This window comes from Enterobacter cloacae complex sp. IR5428 (assembly GCF_049238585.1).
Taxonomy (GTDB): Bacteria; Pseudomonadota; Gammaproteobacteria; order Enterobacterales; family Enterobacteriaceae; genus Enterobacter; species Enterobacter intestinihominis.
The window spans coordinates 110910-129592 of record NZ_JBMKHV010000012.1; the positions used below are offsets into that span (position 1 = coordinate 110910).

Below are 18683 nucleotides of genomic sequence, written 5' to 3' on the forward strand. Positions count from 1 at the left end.
CCGGCTTTGCATTTAAATCCACGACAAGAAACCCCATATATGAAGAATGCAACGTTCTACCTTCTGGACAATGACACCCATCAGGATGGCCTCAGCGCCGTTGAACAACTGGTGTGTGAAATTGCCGCAGAACGTTGGCGCGCAGGTAAACGCGTCCTGATTGCCTGTGAAGATGAGCAGCAGGCGATTCGTCTGGATGAAGCGCTATGGGCGCGCCCGCCGGAGAGTTTTGTTCCGCATAACCTGTCGGGCGAAGGTCCACGCGGCGGGGCACCGGTGGAGATTGCCTGGCCGCAAAAACGCAACAGCAGCGCGCGCGACATTCTCATTAGCCTGCGGACAGACTTTGCAGATTTTGCCACCGCTTTCACAGAAGTGGTAGACTTTGTCCCTTACGAAGAATCTTTGAAACAGCTGGCGCGCGAACGCTACAAAGCGTACCGCCTGGCCGGTTTTAACCTGAATACGGCAACCTGGAAATAATGGAAAAGACATATAACCCACGCGATATCGAACAGCCGCTTTACGAGCACTGGGAACAGCAGGGCTATTTCAAGCCTAACGGCGACGAAAGCAAAGAGTCCTTCTGCATCATGATCCCGCCGCCGAACGTCACCGGCAGTTTGCATATGGGGCATGCTTTCCAGCAGACCATCATGGATACCATGATCCGCTACCAGCGTATGCAGGGTAAAAACACCCTGTGGCAGGCGGGGACTGACCACGCGGGTATCGCGACCCAGATGGTGGTTGAGCGTAAAATTGCCGCTGAAGAGGGTAAAACCCGCCACGACTACGGTCGCGACGCGTTTATCGACAAAATCTGGCAGTGGAAAGCGGAATCCGGCGGCACTATTACCCGTCAGATGCGCCGTCTCGGCAACTCCGTGGACTGGGAGCGTGAGCGCTTCACCATGGACGAAGGCCTGTCCAACGCCGTGAAAGAAGTCTTCGTGCGCCTGTACAAAGAAGACCTGATTTACCGTGGCAAACGCCTGGTCAACTGGGACCCGAAACTGCGTACCGCCATCTCTGACCTGGAAGTGGAAAACCGCGAGTCTAAAGGCTCCATGTGGCACATCCGCTACCCGCTGGCCGACGGTGCAAAAACCGCAGACGGTAAAGATTACCTGGTGGTGGCGACCACCCGTCCGGAAACCCTGCTGGGCGATACCGGCGTGGCCGTTAACCCGGAAGATCCGCGCTATAAAGATCTGATCGGCAAATTTGTGGTGCTGCCGCTGGTGAACCGCCGTATTCCGATTGTGGGCGACGAACACGCCGACATGGAAAAAGGCACCGGCTGCGTGAAAATTACCCCGGCACACGACTTTAACGACTATGAAGTCGGTCGTCGTCATCAACTTCCGATGATCAACATTCTGACCTTCGACGGCGATATCCGCGAAAGCGCAGAAGTGTACGACACCAAAGGCAACGAATCCGACGTTTATTCCAGCGACATCCCGGCTGAGTTCCAGAAGCTGGAGCGCTTTGCCGCGCGTAAAGCCGTCGTAGCCGCCGTGGACGCGCTCGGCCTGCTGGAAGAGATTAAACCTCACGATCTGACCGTGCCGTACGGCGACCGTGGCGGCGTGGTTATCGAGCCAATGCTGACCGACCAGTGGTACGTGCGTGCCGACGTGCTGGCGAAACCGGCTGTGGAAGCGGTTGAGAACGGCAGCATTCAGTTCGTGCCGAAGCAGTACGAAAACATGTACTTCTCCTGGATGCGCGATATTCAGGACTGGTGTATCTCCCGTCAGCTGTGGTGGGGTCACCGTATCCCGGCGTGGTACGACAATGAAGGCAACGTCTACGTTGGCCGCACCGAAGAGGAAGTGCGTCAGGAAAACAACCTGGGCGCTGACGTTGCGCTGCGCCAGGACGAAGACGTGCTGGATACCTGGTTCTCCTCCGCGCTGTGGACCTTCTCGACCCTCGGCTGGCCGGAAAATACCGACGCGCTGCGTCAGTTCCACCCAACCAGCGTGATGGTCTCCGGCTTCGACATCATCTTCTTCTGGATCGCCCGCATGATCATGATGACCATGCACTTCATCAAAGACGAAGATGGCAAGCCGCAGGTTCCGTTCCATACCGTTTACATGACCGGCCTGATCCGCGACGACGAAGGCCAGAAGATGTCCAAATCCAAGGGTAACGTTATCGACCCGCTGGACATGGTTGATGGTATCTCTCTGGAAGAGCTGCTGGAAAAACGTACCGGCAACATGATGCAGCCGCAGCTGGCGGAGAAAATCCGCAAGCGTACCGAGAAGCAGTTCCCGAACGGGATCGAATCTCACGGTACCGACGCCCTGCGCTTCACCCTGGCGGCGCTGGCCTCCACCGGTCGTGACATCAACTGGGATATGAAGCGTCTCGAAGGTTACCGTAACTTCTGTAACAAGCTGTGGAACGCCAGCCGCTTCGTGTTGATGAACACCGAAGATCAGGATTGCGGCTTTAACGGCGGCGAAATGACCCTGTCTCTGGCAGACCGCTGGATCCTGGCGGAATTTAACCAGACGGTGAAAGCGTTCCGCGACGCGCTGGACAGCTACCGCTTCGACATCGCGGCAGGCATCCTGTACGAATTCACCTGGAACCAGTTCTGTGACTGGTATCTGGAGCTGGCGAAGCCGGTCATGAACGGCGGCACTGAGGCGGAGCTGCGCGGTACGCGTAATACGCTGATTACCGTTCTGGAAGGTCTGCTGCGCCTTGCGCACCCGATCATTCCGTTCATCACCGAAACCATCTGGCAGCGCGTGAAGGTAATTGCCGGTATAAACGCCGATACCATCATGCTCCAGCCGTTCCCGGCATTCGACGCCGCGAAAGTGGATGAAGCCGCGTCTGCGGATACCGAGTGGCTGAAACAGGCGATCGTTGCGGTACGTAACATCCGCGCGGAAATGAACATCGCTCCGGGTAAACCACTGGAGCTGCTGCTGCGCGGTTGCAGCGAAGCTGCCGTTCGTCGCGTCACCGAGAACAATACCTTCCTGAAAACCATGGCGCGTCTGGAAAGCATCACCGTGCTGCCTGCCGATGATAAAGGTCCGGTTTCCGTGACCAAAATTATCGACGGCGCGGAGCTGTTGATCCCGATGGCGGGCCTGATCGACAAAGACGCTGAGCTGGCTCGTCTGGCGAAAGAAGTGGCGAAAGTCGACGTGGAAATCGGCAAAATCGAAAGCAAACTGGCGAACGAAGGCTTTGTGGCCCGCGCGCCGGAAGCGGTCATCGCCAAAGAGCGTGAGCGTCTGGTTGCCTTCGCCGATGCGAAGACCAAACTGATCGAGCAGCAGGCGGTTATCGCAGCCCTGTAATGCTTTTACCCCTTACGCTTCAGGGCGTAAGGGGTATCCTTCCTGAAAACTCCTCGCTTGCACTCCCCTTTCTGCGGTGCTATTAACAGCAGTTGTGTGTCAATTTTTGTCATGAGTAATGCTATGAGCGTGATTACCCCCGTCGCGACGACAATGCGTCGGATCACTGAGCAGGACAACCCGGCTATCGCCGCCGTTATCCGCACGGTATCGGCCGAATATGGCCTGACCGCCGACAAAGGCTACACCGTGGCCGATCCCAATCTGGACGAACTTTTTCAGCTGTACAGCCAGCCGGGCCATGCCTATTGGGTCATCGAGCAGGACGGCCAGGTCGTGGGCGGCGGCGGCATTGCCCCCCTGCTCTGCAGCGAGCCGGATATCTGTGAACTCCAGAAAATGTATTTCCTGCCAACGATACGCGGACAAGGCCTGGCGAAAAAGCTGGCGCTGGTCGCCCTGGAACATGCACGCTCACAGGGCTTTAAACGTTGCTACCTTGAAACCACCGCTTTCCTTAAAGAGGCCATTGGCCTGTATGAGCATCTGGGCTTTGAGCATATCGATGCCCCACTGGGCTGCACGGGCCACGTGGACTGCGAAGTCAGGATGCTGAAAAGTCTGTAAGTTTCGTTCCTGCCGTCTTCTGTTAAGCGTCTGTAAACTGAATGCTCTACACTCACAGTTCACACCAAAACAGGGGAAACGCGATGTCGAAGATAAAAAGCTACGCCGCACCGCAGGCGGGTGCAGAACTTGAGCTGTACGAGTACGATGCGGGCGAACTAAAAGCGGAAGACGTCGAAGTACAGGTGGATTACTGCGGGATCTGCCATTCAGACCTCTCGATGATCGACAATGAATGGGGCTTTTCCAGCTATCCGCTGGTTGCCGGGCACGAAGTCATTGGCCGCGTCGTGGCGCTCGGCAGCGCCGCGCAGGACAAAGGGCTGAAAGTGGGCCAGCGCGTGGGTATCGGCTGGACGGCACGCAGCTGCGGCCACTGCGACGCCTGTATTAGCGGTAACCAGATCAACTGCCTTGAGGGCGCTACGCCGACCATCCTGAACAAGGGTGGTTTCGCCGATAAACTACGCGCCGACTGGCAATGGGTTATCCCGCTGCCGGACAGCATTGATATTGAATCAGCAGGTCCGCTACTGTGTGGCGGTATCACCGTATTTAAACCGCTGCTGATGCATCACGTAACTGCCACCAGCCGCGTGGGCGTGATCGGTATTGGCGGGCTGGGGCATATTGCCATCAAACTGCTGCACGCGATGGGCTGTGAAGTGACAGCGTTCAGCTCGAACCCGGCGAAAGAGCAGGAAGTGCTGGCGATGGGTGCGGATAAAGTGGTGAACAGTCGCGATCCCGAGGCGCTCACCGCTCTGGCAGGTCAGTTTGACCTGATCATCAACACCGTCAACGTCGATCTCGACTGGCAGCCGTACTTTGAGGCCCTGGCCTACGGTGGTAACTTCCACACCGTGGGTGCGGTGATGAAGCCGCTGCCGGTTCCGGCGTTTACCCTGATCGGCGGCGATCGCAGCGTATCCGGATCTGCTACCGGCACGCCATATGAGTTACGCAAGCTGATGAAGTTTGCCGGACGCACAAAAGTGGCGCCGACCACCGAGCTGTACCCGATGTCAAAAATCAACGAAGCGATCCAGCACGTGCGTGACGGTAAAGCCCGCTACCGCGTAGTGTTGAAAGCGGATTTCTGATGTGAGTTTGCCGGGTGGTGGCTTCGCCTGACCCGGCCTACTTTCACTGCCGCGCCAATACGTTAAGTACTTCCCCCACCGCGACCGCTCCCGGATCCATCACCCCATCCAGGTTCTCTTTATTGACATACGACGAGCGTCCCGCGCCGGCTTTCGCCATTTTCGCCGTTGCTTCGGCACCCTGCTGCGCAGCCTGCGCCGCCGTCCGCAGATCGCCATCCCTTAACGCCTCCAGCGCCGGTTGCAGGGCGTCGATCAGCGTGCGATCCCCAAGATCGGCCCCGCCATACTGCTTCATCTGTGCCAGTCCGCTCAACAATGCTTCTGGTAGCGGCTGTCCATCGTGAAGCTTTTGTCCTGCCGCCGTGAAGAAGATCGACATCAGCACCCCGCTCGACCCGCCCATTACCGTAGCCAGCCGCTCCCCCACCAGCAGGAGTAATGTCGGCACGTCGTTAAGGGGCAGGTTGTTCTCCTCAAGTCGCTGCGCAATATCCCGCGCCCCTTGCGCAAAGGTGGAGCCCGTATCGCCATCGCCTACTTTGGCATCCAGCGCGTTGAGGCGGTTTTCCAGCTGGATCAATGTCTTCGTTACCGAAGCGACGGCCTCGCTCACCTGCGGATTGTCCGATGGGGTATATTCCACGCGGTCATGAAGGGCGCTATGGGGGACGGTACGCAGGGGCGCGAACGCGACGGGCTTCTGCCAGCCCAGCGTCTCGACCTCGGCGTGTATCGCCTTCTCGAAGAAATCGCTGAGCTTTAACAGCGTTAGCGAAAACCCTTTCATATCCAGCGCACTCACCAGCGGCGCCGGGCCAATCAGATACGCAATGTTCTCTTTCAGCGCCGAATGCGCCAGCTCTTTGGTGAGCAGAGCCATCTCCAGCGCTGACACGCCGCCGAGGTTGTTGATCAGCACCGCAAAGCGCCCGTCCCCCGCCTGCGCGCGTAACGGCGTCACCAGCGTGTCGATAATGGCTTTGCTGTTTTGCGTATCCACGACGGAAGCTCCCGGCTCGCCGTGAATGCCCAAACCCAGCTCGACATGGCCTTGTTTTATGCGCCCCTCTTCATCATCGCTGCCCGGCAGGTTGCACGTTTGCATCGCCACGCCCAGGCTCCAGAGGTTATCGCAGGCCTGTTGCGCTATATCCCGCACGTCGTTTAGCGATTTCCCCTGCTCTGCCGCATATCCCGCAATCTTATGCACCAGCGCCGTTCCCGCGATACCACGCGGCTGCTTGTTATCCGGCAGGGCAATATCATCCGCGACGATAACCATCTCCACCTTCAGGCCGTAGCGTTTGGCTTTTTCCGCTGCCAGGCCAAAGTTAAGCCGGTCGCCGGTGTAGTTTTTCACAATCAGCAGGCAGCCACGATCGCCCGTCACCGCCACAATGGCATTGAGGACCGCATCCACGCTTGGGGAGGCGAACAAATCGCCACACACCGCTGCGGTAAGCATGCCTTTACCGACGAACCCGGCATGTGCCGGTTCATGGCCGGAGCCGCCACCGGAGATCACCGCCACGCGGCTTTTATCCCAGTCGCCGCGTGCCACCACGCGGATGGCCGGATCGATATCCAGTTTGACGAGATTACCGTGCGGCGCGGAGAGAAGTATGCCTTCAATGGCATCGTTGACAAGCTGTTTGCGGTCGTTAAAAAAGAATCTGGACATAGTTTCCCAAAATTTTGTTTACCGTATGCAAAAGCATAGTCCGCACTGGATAATGCGCCGCAAAGTGAGGAATTTACGCAGACATTTTGCCGTCAGGTTGCCTATACTCCACCCAGGACTACGAGAGGACGTGCATCATGAGTACACCATTGTTAATCGCCAGGACGCTGGAAAAAGAGCTGTTTTTACTGCCCGCGATGGCGAACCGTCATGGCCTGATCACCGGCGCGACCGGGACGGGAAAAACCGTCACCCTGCAAAAGCTGGCTGAGTCGTTGTCCGAGGCTGGCGTGCCGGTTTTTATGGCTGACGTGAAGGGCGATTTAACCGGGGTGGCTCAGGAAGGCACGGCGTCAGAAAAACTGCTCGAGCGCCTGAAAAATATCGGCATCACGGACTGGACGCCGCACGGTAATCCAGTGGTGGTCTGGGATATCTTCGGCGAAAAAGGGCATCCGGTGCGCGCCACCGTCTCCGATCTCGGCCCTTTGCTGCTGGCCCGTCTGCTTAATCTTAACGACGTGCAGTCCGGGGTGCTGAACATTATCTTCCGTATCGCCGACGATCAGGGCTTACTGCTGCTCGACTTCAAAGATCTGCGCGCCATCACCCAGTACATTGGCGATAACGCCAAATCCTTCCAGAACCAGTACGGCAATATCAGCAGCGCCTCGGTGGGCGCCATTCAGCGCGGGCTCCTGACGCTGGAGCAACAGGGCGCCGAGCATTTCTTCGGCGAGCCAATGCTGGATATCAAAGACTGGATGCGCACCGACAGCAGCGGCAAAGGCATCATCAACATTCTGAGCGCAGAGAAGCTCTACCAGATGCCGAAGCTCTACGCCGCCAGCCTGCTGTGGATGCTCTCTGAACTCTACGAACAACTGCCGGAAGCAGGCGATCTGGAAAAACCCAAACTGGTGTTCTTCTTTGACGAAGCGCACCTGTTGTTTAACGACGCGCCGCAGGTGCTGCTGGATAAAATTGAACAGGTTATCCGCCTGATCCGCTCCAAAGGCGTCGGGGTCTGGTTTGTGTCGCAAAACCCGTCGGATATTCCGGACAACGTACTGGGGCAACTGGGTAACCGCGTGCAGCACGCCCTGCGCGCCTTTACGCCGAAAGATCAGAAAGCGGTGAAAGCCGCGGCGCAAACCATGCGTGCCAATCCGGCCTTTGATACCGAAACCGCCATTCAGGCGCTGGGCACCGGTGAAGCGCTGATTTCGTTCCTCGATGCAAAAGGCAGCCCGACAGTTGTCGAGCGCGCGATGGTGATTGCGCCCTGCTCGCGCATGGGGCCAGTAACGGACGATGAACGCAACGGCCTGATCAACCACTCCCCGGTGTACGGGAAGTATGAAGACGAGGTGGATCGCGAATCCGCGTTCGAGATGCTGCAAAAAGGGGTGCAGGCGACTGCCGAATCGCAGGATGCGCCTGCCGCCAAAGGGCAATCTGTAGCCGTGGACGACGGCATTCTCGGCGGGCTGAAAGATATTCTGTTCGGCAGCACCGGGCCGCGCGGCGGCAAACGCGATGGCGTGGTGCAGACCATGGCAAAAAGCGCGACGCGTCAGATTACCAACCAGATAGTGCGCGGCATGCTGGGAAGTCTGTTAGGCGGCCGTCGCCGGTAGCGGTGGAACCCACGGGCGGCCAAGCGCCGACCCCTGTACGCCGTTCTCCTGTAGATAGCGGTCGATTTCCAGCATCCCCGTCCAGCGGTTCTCACACCAGAGCGGTGCCAGAAGCGTTGGGCGGCGGGCGCTTGCCGAGATGCGGTGGTAAACAATCTCCGGCGGCGTGTGGCGAATCATCTCCCCCGCCGTCACCGTATAGTCGTCGAGTTCGATGCCACTTAACCGCCCCGCTTCCCAGGCTTTCGCCATAATGCTTCCCGTAACGATATGCAGCGGGTGCAGCTTAATGCCGTCCACGCCGGTCTCGACGACTTTTTCCAGCGTTTCAAGGCCATGCTGCTGCCCTTCTCCCGGCAAGCCGACAATCAGATGCGAGCAGACTTTTAATCCACGCTCGCGGGCGAGACGCGTGGTGCGCTGGTAGCAGGCAAAATCATGCCCGCGATTGATACGGTGCAGGGTTTTGTCGTGCGCGGTCTGCAAGCCCAGCTCCAGCCAGATCTCGTAGCCCTTCTCTTTGTACTCGCTAAGTAAATCCAGCACGGCGTCCGGCACGCAGTCCGGACGCGTCCCCACGCACAGCCCGACAATGTTCGCTTGAGCAACCGCCTGTTGATACATAGCGCGCAGCACCTGCACCTCCGCCCACGTGCTGGTGTAGGCCTGGAAATAGGCCAGATATTGCTTCGCGCGGTTCACCAGACTCGCCTGATGGGCGAGCTGTTCAGCGATAGATTTATGCTGTTGAGCTTCATCAGCAAACGAGGCCACGTTACAGAAGGTGCAGCCACCACGCCCGATGGTGCCATCGCGGTTCGGACAGCTAAAGCCGCCGTGCAGCGTCAGTTTGTGAACCTTTTGTCCGTAGCGCTGCAAAAGATCCCCACCAAACATATTGACTAATTTCTGTAACTGCATAATCTGATAGACCGTCCCGAAGAAAGGGGACAAGCCTGCCATTTTTAGCCTCTGTCGGCGATGACCTGGATCAATCGCCCTGGACGGCCTTTATCTGTTTGAATAACTAATCACGATTACCGAGATTTCATTCACCCTGTACGTAATTACTTTTCCTTATGTTCTGATGGTTTTTTTCATTTATAGCGCCAGGACTGAAAAACAGTGATTTTATGCGGGTTTGAATGCAACACCAGATTAATATTCTGCTATAAATCTGCATTTCAGCACGCTGCATCGATAATACCGCTTTCATATAGTGAGTCAGATCACACTCCCCTGCACCTCCCCGGTGCTTTAAGTGGTTGTAAAAATAGTTAAATACGTATTAAAAACAAAAAGATAACTACGCTTTAGCACATTTTTGTATAAATAAGATTGCCATTTGACCTGTGTACCAATTCCCGATAAGTTGGAAATCCGCTGGAAGCTTTCTGGATGAGCGGCCTGCTCATCATATTTATGCAGTAATTGAGATTCCCTCTGAAGCAAGTCCTCAAACTTGTTTACCTGCGCGAAAGGATGAAAAAGAGGGCGAATGCGAGGTCCGCGTATGAAACGCTAACCCCGTCGCCATGCTCTTTCTGCGCCTGTGCGCCACGGTAAAGTTCAGTGGGAAGCCCGACGAGCCTGGGGAGGTTCACTGATATGTTGTACGATAAATCCCTTGAGAAGGATAACTGTGGTTTCGGCCTGATCGCCCACATAGAAGGCGAACCTAGCCACAAGGTAGTGCGTACTGCTATTCACGCACTGGCCCGTATGCAGCACCGTGGCGCCATCCTTGCCGATGGTAAAACCGGCGACGGTTGCGGCCTGCTGCTGCAAAAACCGGATCGTTTCTTCCGTATCGTAGCGGAAGAGCGCGGCTGGCGTTTAGCCAAAAACTACGCTGTCGGTATGCTGTTCCTGAATCAGGATCCTGAAAAAGCTGCCGCCTCACGCCGCATCGTTGAAGAAGAACTTCAGCGTGAAACCCTGTCGATCGTCGGCTGGCGCGATGTGCCAACCAACGAAGGGGTGCTCGGTGAAATCGCCCTCTCCTCTCTGCCTCGTATTGAACAGATTTTTGTCAACGCGCCTGCGGGCTGGCGTCCGCGTGATATGGAACGCCGTCTGTTTATCGCCCGCCGCCGCATTGAAAAACGTCTTCAGGATGATAAAGAGTTCTACGTCTGTAGCCTCTCTAACCTGGTGAACATCTATAAAGGTCTGTGCATGCCGGCTGACCTGCCGCGCTTCTACCTGGACCTGGCGGATCTGCGTCTGGAATCGGCCATTTGCCTGTTCCACCAGCGCTTCTCCACCAACACCGTTCCACGCTGGCCGCTGGCTCAGCCGTTCCGCTACCTGGCGCACAACGGTGAGATCAACACCATCACCGGTAACCGCCAGTGGGCCCGCGCCCGTACCTATAAGTTCCAGACCCCACTGATCCCGGACCTGCACGATGCCGCGCCGTTCGTGAACGAAACCGGCTCGGACTCCAGCTCAATGGATAACATGCTGGAACTGCTGCTGGCGGGCGGGATGGATATCGTGCGCGCCATGCGTCTGCTTGTACCGCCGGCCTGGCAGAACAACCCGGATATGGATCCTGAGCTGCGCGCGTTCTTTGACTTTAACTCCATGCACATGGAGCCGTGGGATGGCCCGGCAGGCATCGTTATGTCCGACGGACGTTTTGCCGCCTGTAACCTGGACCGTAACGGTCTGCGTCCGGCGCGCTATGTCATTACCAAAGACAAGCTCATCACCTGTGCCTCTGAAGTGGGTATCTGGGATTACCAGCCAGACGAAGTGGTCGAGAAAGGCCGCGTCGGACCGGGTGAGCTGATGGTGATCGACACCCGCGGTGGGCGTATTCTGCACTCTGCTGAAACCGACAACGATCTGAAGAGCCGCCATCCGTACAAAGAGTGGATGGAGAAAAACGTGCGTCGTCTGGTGCCGTTTGAAGATCTGTCGGACGAAGAAGTGGGTAGCCGCGAGCTGGACGATGACACCCTCGCGAGCTTCCAGAAGCAGTTTAACTACAGCGCGGAAGAGCTGGACTCGGTTATTCGCGTGCTCGGCGAAAACGGCCAGGAAGCGGTCGGCTCAATGGGTGACGATACCCCGTTTGCTGTGCTCTCCAGCCAGCCACGCATTATTTACGACTATTTCCGTCAGCAGTTTGCGCAGGTCACCAACCCGCCAATCGATCCGCTGCGCGAAGCCCACGTCATGTCGCTGGCCACCAGCATCGGCCGTGAGATGAACGTATTCTGTGAAGCCGAAGGCCAGGCGCACCGTCTGACCTTTAAATCACCGATCCTGCTGTACTCCGATTTCAAACAGCTCACCACCATGACCGAGGAGCACTATCGCGCCGACACGCTCGATATCACCTTCGACGTGACCGAAACGAGCCTCGAAGAGACGGTGAACGCGCTGTGCGACAAAGCCGAGCAGATGGTGCGTAACGGCACCGTTCTGCTGGTGCTGTCTGACCGCAACATCGCGAAAAACCGTCTGCCGGTACCTGCACCCATGGCGGTGGGGGCTATCCAGACGCGTCTGGTGGACAAGAGCCTGCGCTGCGATGCCAACATCATCGTTGAAACTGCGAGCGCGCGCGACCCGCACCACTTTGCGGTGCTGTTAGGCTTTGGCGCCACGGCGATCTACCCGTATCTGGCTTACGAAACACTGGCCCGCCTGGTGGATACCCGCGCGATCGACAAAGACTACCGTGCTGTGATGCTGAACTACCGTAACGGCATCAACAAAGGTCTGTACAAGATCATGTCCAAAATGGGCATCTCGACCATCGCCTCATACCGCTGCTCGAAGCTGTTTGAAGCGGTCGGTCTGCATGACGACGTTGCCAACCTCTGCTTCCAGGGCGTGATCAGCCGTATTGGTGGCGCAGGCTTTGCTGACTTCCAGCAGGATCTGGTGAACCTGTCGAAACGCGCCTGGCTGGCACGTAAGCCGCTGGAACAGGGCGGTCTGCTGAAATATGTTCACGGGGGTGAGTATCACGCTTATAACCCGGACGTGGTGCGCACACTGCAACAGGCGGTGCAAAGCGGCGAGTACAGCGATTATCAGCAGTATGCTGAGCTGGTGAACAACCGTCCGGCGGCGACGCTGCGCGATCTCATTGCCCTCAATCCGGGTGAGGAAGCGGTCAGCATTGACGAGGTTGAACCCGCATCTGAGCTGTTCAAACGTTTCGATACCGCGGCGATGTCCATCGGCGCGCTGAGCCCGGAAGCCCACGAAGCGCTGGCGGAAGCCATGAACAGCATCGGCGGCAACTCCAACTCCGGCGAAGGCGGTGAAGATCCTGCCCGTTACGGCACCAATAAAGTGTCCCGTATCAAGCAGGTAGCGTCCGGCCGTTTCGGCGTAACGCCTGCGTACCTGGTTAACGCCGACGTGATCCAGATTAAGGTCGCGCAGGGTGCGAAACCGGGTGAAGGCGGTCAGCTGCCGGGTGATAAAGTCACCCCGTACATCGCTAAGCTTCGCTACTCGGTGCCGGGCGTGACGCTGATCTCCCCGCCGCCGCACCACGATATTTACTCTATCGAGGATCTGGCGCAGCTGATTTTCGACCTGAAACAGGTCAACCCGAAAGCGATGATCTCCGTGAAGCTGGTTTCCGAGCCGGGCGTTGGCACCATCGCCACCGGCGTGGCGAAAGCCTATGCGGATCTGATCACCATCGCCGGCTACGACGGCGGCACCGGCGCAAGCCCGCTCTCCTCCGTAAAATACGCGGGTTGTCCGTGGGAGCTTGGTCTGGTGGAAACCCAGCAGGCGCTGGTCGCCAACGGCCTGCGTCACAAGATCCGTTTGCAGGTAGACGGCGGGCTGAAAACCGGCCTCGACATCATCAAAGCGGCGATTCTGGGTGCGGAAAGCTTCGGCTTCGGTACCGGCCCGATGGTTGCGCTCGGCTGTAAATACCTGCGTATTTGCCACCTGAACAACTGCGCAACGGGCGTTGCTACCCAGGACGAAAAGCTGCGTAAGAATCACTATCACGGCCTCCCGTTCAAAGTGACTAACTACTTTGACTTCATCGCCCGTGAAACCCGCGAGCTGATGGCGCAGCTGGGCGTGAAGCGTCTGGTGGATCTGATTGGCCGTACCGACCTGCTGAAAGAGCTTGAGGGCTTCACGGCCAAGCAGCAGAAGCTGGAGCTGTCTAAGCTGCTGGAAACCGCTCAGCCGCATCCTGGCAAAGCGGTTTACTGCACCGAGAACAACCCGCCGTTTGACAACGGCGTGCTGAACGCGCAGCTGCTGCAACAGGCGAAGCCGTACGTGGACGAGAAGCAGAGCAAAACGTTCTGGTTTGATATCCGCAACACCGATCGTTCCGTGGGTGCATCCCTCTCCGGTTACATCGCGCAAACGCACGGTGACCAGGGCCTGGCGTCGGATCCGATTACCGCGCACTTCAGCGGTACCGCGGGTCAGAGCTTCGGTGTGTGGAACGCGGGCGGCGTTGAGTTATACCTGACCGGTGATGCCAACGACTACGTCGGAAAAGGCATGGCGGGCGGTCTGCTGGCGGTGCGTCCTCCGGTTGGTTCAGCCTTCCGCAGCCATGAAGCAAGCATCATCGGCAATACCTGTCTGTACGGTGCAACCGGCGGTCGTCTGTTTGCCGCGGGCCGTGCGGGCGAGCGTTTTGCGGTGCGTAACTCCGGTGCCATCACCGTGGTGGAAGGCATCGGCGATAACGGCTGTGAATACATGACGGGCGGAATTGTGTGCGTCCTGGGTAAAACCGGCGTGAACTTTGGCGCGGGCATGACGGGCGGTTTTGCCTACGTCCTGGATGAAGACGGTGAGTTCCGCAAACGCGTGAACCCGGAACTGGTGGAAGTGCTGGACGTTGATACGCTGGCCATCCACGAAGAACACCTGCGCGGCTTAATTACCGAACACGTGCAGCATACCGGTTCTTCGCGCGGCGAAGAGATCCTGGCGAACTGGCCGGCGTTCTCTGCAAAATTCGCGCTGGTTAAGCCGAAGTCCAGCGATGTTAAAGCCCTGTTGGGTCACCGTAGTCGTAGCGCAGCAGAGCTGCGCGTGCAGGCGCAGTAAGGAATTCAGATGAGCCAGAACGTTTACCAGTTTATCGACCTTCAGCGTGTTGATCCGCCAAAGAAACCGCTGAAGATCCGTAAAATTGAATTTGTTGAAATCTACGAGCCGTTTTCAGAAGGCCAGGCCAAAGCACAGGCAGACCGCTGCCTGTCCTGCGGTAACCCTTACTGCGAATGGAAGTGTCCGGTCCATAACTACATCCCGAACTGGCTGAAGCTGGCCAACGAAGGGCGTATTTTTGAAGCCGCCGAGCTGTCTCATCAGACCAACACTCTGCCGGAAGTGTGCGGCCGCGTGTGCCCTCAGGATCGTCTGTGTGAAGGCTCCTGTACGCTGAACGACGAGTTTGGCGCGGTGACCATCGGCAACATCGAACGTTATATCAACGATAAAGCGTTCGAAATGGGCTGGCGTCCGGATATGACCGGTGTGCGTCAAACCGACAAGCGCGTGGCGATTATTGGCGCGGGCCCGGCAGGCCTTGCCTGTGCGGACGTGCTGACCCGTAACGGCGTGAAGGCGGTGGTCTTTGATCGCCACCCTGAGATTGGCGGCCTGCTGACCTTCGGTATCCCGGCCTTCAAGCTGGAGAAAGAGGTGATGACCCGCCGCCGCGAAATCTTCACCGGCATGGGCATTGAGTTCAAACTGAACGTGGAAGTGGGCCGTGACGTGCAGCTCGACGACCTGCTGAAGGATTACGACGCCGTGTTCCTGGGCGTGGGTACTTATCAGTCCATGCGCGGTGGTCTGGAGAACGAAGATGCGCCGGGCGTGTACGACGCGCTGCCGTTCCTGATTGCCAACACCAGGCAGATCATGGGCTACGGTGAGACCGCCGATGAGCCGTTCGTCAGCATGGAAGGCAAACGCGTGGTGGTGCTGGGCGGCGGTGATACCGCGATGGACTGCGTGCGTACCTCCATTCGTCAGAACGCGGCGCACGTCATCTGTGCTTACCGTCGTGACGAAGAGAACATGCCGGGCTCTAAGCGCGAAGTGAAAAACGCGCGTGAAGAGGGCGTGGAGTTCCAGTTCAACATCCAGCCTCTGGGTATTGAGGTGAATGCCAACGGTAGAGTGAGCGGCGTGAAGATGGCGCGCACGGAGATGGGCGCGCCGGATGCGAAAGGCCGTCGTCGCGCGGAGATCGTGGCCGGTTCTGAACACGTGATCCCGGCTGACGCCGTGGTGATGGCGTTTGGTTTCCGTCCTCACAGCATGGAGTGGCTGGCGAAGCACAGCGTAGAGCTGGACTCTCAGGGCCGCATAATTGCGCCGGAAGGCAGCGACAACGCGTTCCAGACCAGCAACCCGAAAATCTTCGCCGGTGGCGACATCGTTCGCGGCTCTGACCTGGTGGTCACGGCGATTGCCGAAGGCCGTAAAGCGGCTGACGGGATCATGAACTTCCTGGAAGTGTAAGCCCCTCTGACTCCCCGGCAGAAGCATAAAGCGGAACGCTGGGGAGCCTGTTTTCAGTAGCCTGCCCTTAAGTTAATGATACCTTTTTAAGCAAAAAAGCAGCGTAAATCCTGACGTAAACGTTTGCTTTCATGAAAAAACTGTATATTATGCGGCGGATTTTTTGGCCAAAATTCAAGGAGGCGTTGTGTCGCAAGATAACAATTATAGCCAGGGCCCCGTCCCTCTGGCGGCGCGGAAAGGCGCGATTCCACTCACTTTTGTGATGTTAGGGTTAACCTTTTTTTCCGCCAGTATGTGGACCGGAGGTACGCTCGGTACCGGTCTTTCCTATAATGATTTCTTCCTCGCAGTTCTCTTCGGCAATCTCCTCCTCGGTATTTACACTGCTTTTCTTGGCTACATTGGCGCAAAAACCGGCCTCTCAACCCATCTTCTTGCGCGTTACTCGTTCGGTATAAAAGGTTCCTGGCTTCCCTCCATGCTTTTAGGCGGTACGCAGGTAGGATGGTTTGGCGTCGGCGTAGCGATGTTTGCCATCCCGGTGAGTAAAGCCACTGGCATCGACGTCAATATCCTGATCGCGGTATCCGGTCTGTTGATGACCATGACCATCTTCTTTGGTATCTCAGCGCTGACGATTCTGTCGATCATCGCCGTTCCCGCGATAGTTATCCTCGGCAGCTACTCCGTCTGGCTGGCGGTGCACGGCGTGGGCGGGCTGGATCATTTAAAAGCGATGGTGCCACAGACCCCGCTCAGTTTTTCAGGCGCGCTGGCGCTGGTCGTCGGCTCCTTCATCAGCGCCGGAACGCTGACCGCCGACTTCGTCCGCTTTGGGCGTAACGCGAAAGGCGCCGTGGTGGTGGCAATGGTGGCGTTTTTCCTTGGCAACTCGCTGATGTTTATCTTCGGTGCGGCAGGCGCCGCGGCAGTTGGACAGGCGGATATCTCGGACGTGATGATCGCTCAGGGGCTACTGCTGCCCGCCATTATCGTTCTCGGCCTGAACATCTGGACAACCAACGACAACGCGCTCTATGCGTCGGGTCTGGGCTTTGCCAACGTGACCGGCCTTTCCAGCCGCACGCTGTCGGTGGTTAACGGTATTATCGGCACGCTCTGCGCGCTGTGGCTGTACAATAACTTTGTCGGCTGGCTCACCTTTCTGTCGGCGGCGATCCCTCCCGTCGGTGGGGTGATTATCGCCGACTATCTGATCAACCGCCGCCGCTACGCCAGCTTCCATAGCGCTACCTTTGTGCCGGTCAACTGGGTAGCCATTCTTTCGGTCGCGCTCGGCGTGGCTGCAGGGAATATTATTCCCGGTATAGTGCCGGTGAATGCGGTCCTCGGTGGCGTATTCAGCTACCTTCTGTTAACCCCCTTAGTCAGACGTACCTTTGCTACCGCCCCGGAGGCTCCCCATGCAGAATAATACCCTCACCATTCGTCAGGCCCGTTTACAGGGGCAAGAGGGGTTATGGCAGATCGCAATTGAAAACGGGCGCTTTAGCCGTATTGAACCGCAGGACGCGGCATCGTCACCTGCGGGCCAGGTGCTTGATGCTGAAGGCGGGCTGGTCATTCCCCCTTTCGTTGAGCCGCATATCCATCTGGATACCACTCAAACGGCTGGTGAACCGAGCTGGAACCAGTCTGGTACCTTATTCGAGGGGATTGAGCGCTGGGCTGAACGTAAGGCGCTGCTCACCCACGAAGATGTTAAGACCCGCGCAATGCAGACGCTGAAGTGGCAGATGGCCAACGGCATTCAGCATGTGCGTACTCACGTTGACGTCTCCGATCCCACACTGACGGCGCTGAAAGCGATGCTGGAAGTGAAGCAGGAAGTCGCCCCGTGGGTCGATCTGCAAATCGTGGCGTTCCCCCAGGAGGGCATTCTTTCTTATCCCAACGGTGAAGCGTTGCTGGAAGAGGCGGTGCGTATGGGGGCGGACGTTATTGGCGCAATTCCGCACTTTGAATTTACCCGCGAGTATGGTGTGGAGTCGTTGCACAAAACCTTCGCACTGGCGCAGAAGTACGACAGGCTGATCGACGTACACTGCGACGAAATCGATGATGAACAGTCGCGCTTCGTGGAAACCGTCGCCGCGCTGGCGCACCGTGACGGGATGGGCGCGCGCGTTACCGCCAGCCATACCACAGCGATGCACTCCTATAATGGCGCCTACGCGTCCCGCCTGTTTCGTTTGCTGAAAATGTCGGGCATCAACTTCGTCGCCAATCCGCTGGTGAACATCCACCTTCAGGGCCGTTTCGACACCTATCCTAAGCGCCGCGGCGTAACGCGCGTGAAAGAGATGCTGGAGGCGGGGATCAACGTCTGCTTTGGGCATGATGACGTTTTCGATCCGTGGTATCCCCTGGGCACCGCCAATATGTTGCAGGTGCTGCATATGGGTTTACACGTCTGCCAGCTGATGGGGTACGGACAGATTAACGACGGGCTGAATCTGATCACCACCCACAGCGCGAAAACGCTCCACCTGCAGGACTACGGCGTGAAGGTGGGTAATTCTGCGAACCTGGTTGTTTTACCGGCCGAAAATGGCTTTGATGCGGTTCGTCGCCAGACGCCAGCGCGTTATTCGGTTCGTCACGGGCGGGTTATCGCCGAGACGGTACCCAGCCAGACAACGCTGCATCTGACGCAGCCGGAAGCGGTGACCTTTAAACGGTAATTATCGTTTCAGGAAATCTCATCCGGAGACGTATCAGCCTGTTTACGCTTTATCAGGTCTACAAATCGCAGCCTCTTTGCAGACCT

At 57.5% G+C, this 18683-nt stretch carries 11 protein-coding genes; 9 read left to right on the top strand and 2 right to left on the bottom strand.

Features of this window, described 5'->3' with window-relative positions:
- Positions 1-39: 39 nt before the first annotated feature.
- The 4 genes from holC to ahr all read left to right on the top strand — a co-directional run bounded on the left by holC (position 40) and on the right by ahr (position 5068).
- Entirely contained in the window at positions 40-483 is a 444-nt protein-coding gene (gene holC, locus ACOTXC_RS17620; protein WP_003861884.1) for a DNA polymerase III subunit chi, read from the top strand.
- Positions 483-3338, top strand: coding sequence for a valine--tRNA ligase (locus ACOTXC_RS17625; protein WP_063150255.1), 2856 nt, complete (start codon positions 483-485; stop codon positions 3336-3338). Before holC ends, ACOTXC_RS17625 begins: the two co-directional genes overlap by 1 nt.
- A gap of 123 nt (positions 3339-3461) precedes the next feature.
- Positions 3462-3965 carry a GNAT family N-acetyltransferase gene (locus ACOTXC_RS17630; RefSeq protein WP_003861887.1) on the top strand — a complete coding sequence of 168 codons (504 nt, stop codon included), beginning with the start codon at positions 3462-3464 and terminating at the stop codon, positions 3963-3965.
- A gap of 83 nt (positions 3966-4048) precedes the next feature.
- Entirely contained in the window at positions 4049-5068 is a 1020-nt protein-coding gene (gene ahr, locus ACOTXC_RS17635) for an NADPH-dependent aldehyde reductase Ahr (protein ID WP_022649538.1), read from the top strand.
- A gap of 43 nt (positions 5069-5111) precedes the next feature.
- Here ahr and ACOTXC_RS17640 read toward each other — a convergent pair whose 3' ends face one another.
- Positions 5112-6752, bottom strand: coding sequence for a dihydroxyacetone kinase subunit DhaK (locus ACOTXC_RS17640; protein ID WP_276349606.1), 1641 nt, complete (start codon positions 6750-6752; stop codon positions 5112-5114).
- Positions 6753-6889: 137 nt separating this feature from the next.
- Between ACOTXC_RS17640 and ACOTXC_RS17645 the strand changes: the two genes are divergently transcribed.
- On the top strand, positions 6890-8392 hold the full coding sequence (locus ACOTXC_RS17645; protein ID WP_038416799.1) for a helicase HerA-like C-terminal domain-containing protein: 1503 nt from the start codon (positions 6890-6892) through the stop codon (positions 8390-8392).
- Here ACOTXC_RS17645 and ACOTXC_RS17650 read toward each other — a convergent pair.
- On the bottom strand, positions 8372-9313 hold the full coding sequence (locus ACOTXC_RS17650) for a TIGR01212 family radical SAM protein (protein WP_096147825.1): 942 nt from the start codon (positions 9311-9313) through the stop codon (positions 8372-8374). The genes ACOTXC_RS17645 and ACOTXC_RS17650 overlap by 21 nt on opposite strands.
- Before the next feature lie 687 nt (positions 9314-10000).
- Here ACOTXC_RS17650 and gltB point away from each other — a divergent pair.
- From gltB to ACOTXC_RS17670, 4 genes are all read left to right on the top strand, one after another.
- Entirely contained in the window at positions 10001-14461 is a 4461-nt protein-coding gene (gltB, locus tag ACOTXC_RS17655; protein ID WP_022649542.1) for a glutamate synthase large subunit, read from the top strand.
- Between the two features lie 9 nt (positions 14462-14470).
- A complete protein-coding gene (gltD, locus tag ACOTXC_RS17660) occupies positions 14471-15889 on the top strand; it encodes a glutamate synthase subunit GltD (protein ID WP_032626441.1) in 1419 nt (472 codons plus the stop codon).
- A gap of 187 nt (positions 15890-16076) precedes the next feature.
- The gene (codB, locus tag ACOTXC_RS17665; protein WP_421767864.1) at positions 16077-17327 is read left to right on the top strand and encodes a cytosine permease; all 1251 of its coding nucleotides are present in this window, start codon (positions 16077-16079) and stop codon (positions 17325-17327) included.
- Positions 17317-18597, top strand: coding sequence for a cytosine deaminase (locus ACOTXC_RS17670; protein ID WP_126490382.1), 1281 nt, complete (start codon positions 17317-17319; stop codon positions 18595-18597). The genes codB and ACOTXC_RS17670 overlap by 11 nt, the downstream gene beginning before the upstream one ends.
- Positions 18598-18683: the final 86 nt, after the last annotated feature.